This is a genomic window from Massilia sp. P2_C2 (assembly GCF_056404615.1).
The window spans coordinates 1-5,146 of the sequence record NZ_JBFUDR010000378.1 but is presented as its reverse complement, the minus strand read 5'-3'; the positions used below and the strand labels follow the sequence as shown (position 1 = coordinate 5,146).

The window sequence follows — 5,146 nt, the reverse complement described above, 5'->3', positions numbered from 1 at the left end:
CCGCCGTTGCCGCCATGCCAGCGGCCGGCGCCGCCCGAGCCGGGCCGGATCGCATAGCTCTCCAGCCGCACGGGGAAGCGGAACTCGAGGATTTCGGGGTCGGTCAGACGCGAATTCGTCATGTTCGTCTGCACGACGTCCGTGCCGTCGAAGCCCGGCCCCGCACCGGAGCCGCCGGAGATCGTCTCGTAGTACTGGTGGCGCGCGTTCCCGAACGTGAAGTTGTTCATCGTGCCCTGCGCCGCCGCCATCGTCCCCAGCGCGCCGTACAGCGCGTTCGTGATGCAGGTCGACGTCTCCACGTTGCCCGACACGACCGAGGCCGGATAATGCGGATTCAGCATCGAACCGGGCGGGATGATCACCTTCAGCGGCTTCAGGCAGCCGGCGTTCAGCGGAATGTCGTCGTCGACGAGCGTGCGGAACACGTACAGCACGGCGGCCATGCACACGGCGGACGGTGCGTTGAAATTATTCGGCAGTTGCGCGGACGTGCCCGTGAAGTCGATCTCCGCGCTGCGCGCTTCACGGTCCACGCGGATGGCGACCTCGATGCGCGCGCCGTTATCGAGTTCATTGACGAAGTGACCGTCCGAGAGCGCCGTGATCACGCGCCGCACGGCTTCCTCGGCATTGTCCTGCACGTGCCCCATATAGGCGCGCACGATGTCCAGCCCGAAATGCGCGACCATCCTGCGCAACTCCTCGACGCCCTTCTGGTTCGCCGCCACCTGGGCGCGCAGGTCGGCCAGATTCTGGTCGGGATTGCGCGCGGGCCAGCGGGCGCCGCCCAGCAGGGCCCGTGCCTCGGCCTCGCGCAGCACGCCGTCCGCACCGTCCACCAGCCTGAAATTGTCGATCAGGACGCCCTCTTCCTCGATGTGCACGGAATCCGGCGGCATCGAGCCCGGCGTCGTGCCGCCGATGTCGGCGTGGTGGCCGCGCGAACCCACGTAGAACAGGATCGTCTCCCCCGCCTCGTCGAACACGGGCGAGATCACCGTCACGTCGGGCAGGTGCGTGCCGCCGTTGTACGGGTCGTTCAGCACATACACGTCGCCCGCCTTCATGGTGCCGGCATTCTTGCGCATCACGGCCTTGATGCTCTCGCCCATGGAGCCGAGGTGCACCGGCATGTGCGGCGCGTTGGCGACGAGGTTGCCGTCGGCGTCGAAGATGGCGCAGGAAAAGTCCAGGCGCTCCTTGATGTTGACGGAGTATGCCGTGTTCTGCAGGCGCAGGCCCATCTGCTCGGCGATGGACATGAACAGGTTGTTGAAGATCTCCAGCATCACCGGGTCGACCGTCGTCCCGATCGCATGACGCCGCGGCAGCGCCTGCACGCGGCGCAGCACGAGATGGTCGTACCCCGTGACCTCGGCGCGCCAGCCCGGCTCGACCACCGTCGTTGCATTCGCTTCCGCGATGATCGCCGGGCCGTCGATCAGGTCGCCCGGCGCGATATCCTGGCGGCGATACAGGCCCGTGTCGCGCCACGCGCCGTCGGCATACATCTTCACCATCTCGCAAGGTACCGCCGGCTTCCCGCGCGGCGGCGTCGCCACCGGCTGTTCGGGCGGCGCGTCGGAGCGGCCCAGCGCCTCCACCGACACGGCTTCCACGACCAGCGCCTTGCCCGGCATGAGGAAGGAAAAACGGCGGCGGTAGGCCTGCTCGAACTGGGCCTGCAAGCCCGCGCGGTCCGCATCCATCACGACGATGGCGGAGTCGGTGCCTTCATAACGCAGGTGCACGCGGCGCAGCACGTCGATCCGCCCGGGCGCCACGCCCTGCGCCGCCAGGTCCGCGCGCGCAGCAAAGGCCAGCCCATCGAGTTCGGCCGCCAGCGCGGCGGCGTCGATGTCGTCCAGGCGGCGTTCCACCGCGCGTTCGCGCATCGCACTCTGGTCCGCGAGGCCCATGCCGTACGCGGACAACACACCGGCCAGCGAATGGATGAACACCGTCTTCATGCCCAGCGCGTCGGCGACGAGGCAGGCATGCTGGCCGCCCGCGCCGCCGAAACTCGTGAGCGTGTATTCCGTCACGTCATGCCCGCGCTGCACGGAGATCTGCTTGATCGCATTCGCCATATTGCCGACGGCGATGCGGATGAACCCCTCGGCGACGGCTTCGGGCGCGAGGCGCGTGCCCGTCGCGCGCTCGACATCGTCGGCCAGTCTGTCGAAGCCCGTACGCACGGCTTCGACATCGAGCGGTGCGTCGCCGCCCGGGCCGAACAGGTGCGGAAAATGGCGCGGCTGGATCTTGCCGAGCATGACATTGCAGTCCGTGACGGCAAGCGGCCCGCCGCGGCGGTAGCCGGCCGGCCCCGGATTCGCGCCCGCGCTGTCCGGACCGACGCGGTAGCGGCTGCCGTCGAAATGCAGGATCGAGCCGCCGCCCGCGGCGACGGTGTGGATGCTCATCATCGGCGCGCGCATGCGCACGCCGGCCACCTGCGTCTCGAACACGCGCTCGAATTCACCCGCAAAGTGCGACACATCCGTCGAGGTGCCGCCCATGTCGAAGCCGATGATGCGGTCGAAGCCCGCGAGGCGGCTGGCGCGCACCATCCCGACGATGCCGCCGGCTGGCCCGGACAGGATGCTGTCCTTGCCCTGGAACGCGCGCGCATCCGTAAGGCCGCCGCTGGACTGCATGAACTGCAGCTTCACGCCCGGCAGCTCGCCCGCGACCTGGTCGACGTAGCGGCGCAGGATCGGCGACAGGTAGGCGTCGACGACGGTCGTGTCGCCGCGCGCCACGAGCTTCATCAACGGACTGACGGCGTGCGATACGGAGACCTGCGTGAAGCCGATGGCGCGCGCGATGCGGGCCACGGCGTCCTCGTGCGCGGCATGGCGATAGCCGTGCATGAACACGATGGCGAGCGCGCGGATGCCTGCATCGTACGCGGCCTGCAGGTCGCGCCGCGCGGCGGCCTCGTCGAGCGGGGTCACCACGTCGCCGTGCGCACCGATGCGCTCCTCGATCTCGACGACGCGGCCGTACAGCAGTTCGGGCAGCACGATATGGCGGTCGAACAGGCGCGGCCGGTTCTGGTAGGCGATGCGCAGCGCGTCACGAAAACCCTTCGTGATGGCCAGCACCGTCGGCTCGCCCTTGCGTTCCAGTAGCGCGTTGGTGGCGACCGTGGTGCCCATCTTGACGGCCTCGACTTGTCCGGCGGGAATCGCCGCGTCCGGGGACAGCCCCAGCAGATGGCGGATGCCGGCCACGGCCGCGTCGCGGTATTGCTCCGGGTTCTCCGACAGCAGCTTGTGCGTGACCAGGCTGCCGTCGGGCCGGCGCGCCACGATGTCCGTGAACGTGCCGCCGCGGTCGATCCAGAACTGCCAGTCCATCGTCATTCCTCGTATAGTCTTGGTAGGGTGGGCGCCACGTGCCCACGCGGACGTTCGCGTTACGCATACGTAACGCGTGGGCACATTTCATTTGAGGCCACCGGCCTCAAATGCCCACCCTACCGGCTCTTGGTCAAGCCAGCCGCTATTGTAGTCGCGCGGGACAAGAATTTTAGCGAAAATGCGTATGTGCGCCCTCGAGCGCTTCTCAGGAAAGATATGGACAATCCGCTCTACAGTGTCGCCCAGATCCGGGCCATCGAGCAGGCCGAACAGGCGCAGCTGCCCGCAGGCACCTTGATGCGGCGCGCGGGCGAGGCCGCGTCGACCTATGCGCTCGAAGTGCTGGGCGGCCTGCCGAACAGCCGCGTGCTCGTGCTGGCCGGCCCCGGCAACAACGGCGGCGACGCGCTGGAAGTCGCCGCCAACCTCGCCCACCTCGGCGCCAATGTCGACATCGTGCACCTGCCCGGCACAACGCCTTCCGCCGAGGCGCAGCACGCCCTCGAGCGCGCGCGGGCGAGCCGTGCGCGCTTCGTGGACGACGTCGACGACGCGCACGGCTGCTGCCTCGTCGTCGACGGGCTGTTCGGGATCGGTCTCGCGCGCGCGCTCGAGGGCCGCGCACGCGTGCTCGCGGCACGCACGCACGACCTGCACTGCCCCGTGCTGGCGCTGGACGTGCCGAGCGGGCTCGATGCGGACACCGGTGCCGTCATCGGGCCGGACGGCATGGCCGTGCGCGCCACGCACACGATCTCCTTCCTCGGCAACAAGCCGGGCCTGCACACCGGCGACGGCTGCGACCACGCGGGCCGCGTGCATGTCGACCGCCTCGGCACTGCAAATCCGCCCGCCGTGCAGGCGCAGGCGTGGCTCAATGCACCCGCCCGGTTCGCGGCCCTGCTGGCGCCGCGCCGGCGGAACAGCCACAAGGGGACGTACGGCGACGTGGCCGTGCTGGGCGGCGCGCGCGGCATGGCGGGCGCCGGCATCCTGGCCGCGCGCGCGGCGCTCCATGCCGGCGCGGGCCGTGTCTTCGTGGCCGCCATCGATCCGGGGCCCGGACTCGACCCCATGCAGCCGGAGATCATGTTCCGCGACGCGGCCGGTTTCGCCTTCGACGGCCGCACCGTCGTCGCGGGCCCCGGCATGGGCGATTCCGCCGGGGCCACGCACCTGCTGTCGAAAGTCATCGACGGCACCGGGCCGCTGCTCGTCGATGCCGATGCACTGAACCTGTGCGCGGCCAGTCCCGACTTCGCGGCGCGCCTCGCCGCGCACGATGGCGAGACCGTGTTGACACCCCATCCGCTCGAAGCGGCCCGGCTGCTGGGCGTCACCGCCGCGATCGTGCAGGCCGACCGTCTCGAGAACGCGCGCGAACTGGCGCAGCGCCTGGACGCGGTCGTCGTGCTGAAGGGCGCGGGCACCATCATCGCGCGTCCGGACGGCGAGGTGGCGGTGAACAAGACCGGCAATCCAGGCCTCGCGACGGGCGGCACGGGCGACGTGCTGGCGGGCCTGATCGGCACCTTGCTGGGCCAGGGCTGGCCCGCCTGGGAAGCCGCGCTGGCCGGCGTGTGGCTGCACGGCGCGGCCGCGGACCGGCTGGTGGCCGGCGGCGCAGGGCCCATCGGCCTGACGGCGGGCGAACTCCCGCGCGCGCTCCGGGCCGAACTCAATGCCCTCGTGGCGGACGCGGAACGGGCCTGAACACAGGACTTGGAACCTATAAGTAGGGTGGGCACCCCTGTGCCCACGCGTAACGTATGCGT

2 protein-coding genes are annotated in these 5,146 nt (G+C 69.9%); one reads left to right on the top strand and one right to left on the bottom strand.

The window, feature by feature from the left end; genetic code table 11:
• Positions 1 to 3,368: hydantoinase B/oxoprolinase family protein (locus AC1DYX_RS27505; protein WP_477264820.1), on the bottom strand; the 3,368-nt coding region annotated here is incomplete at its 3' end.
• 219 nt (positions 3,369 to 3,587) lie between these two features.
• Between AC1DYX_RS27505 and AC1DYX_RS27500 the strand changes: the two genes are divergently transcribed.
• Complete coding sequence (locus AC1DYX_RS27500) at positions 3,588 to 5,084, top strand: NAD(P)H-hydrate dehydratase (RefSeq protein ID WP_477264819.1); 1,497 nt, start codon at positions 3,588 to 3,590, stop codon at positions 5,082 to 5,084.
• Positions 5,085 to 5,146 lie beyond the last annotated feature (62 nt).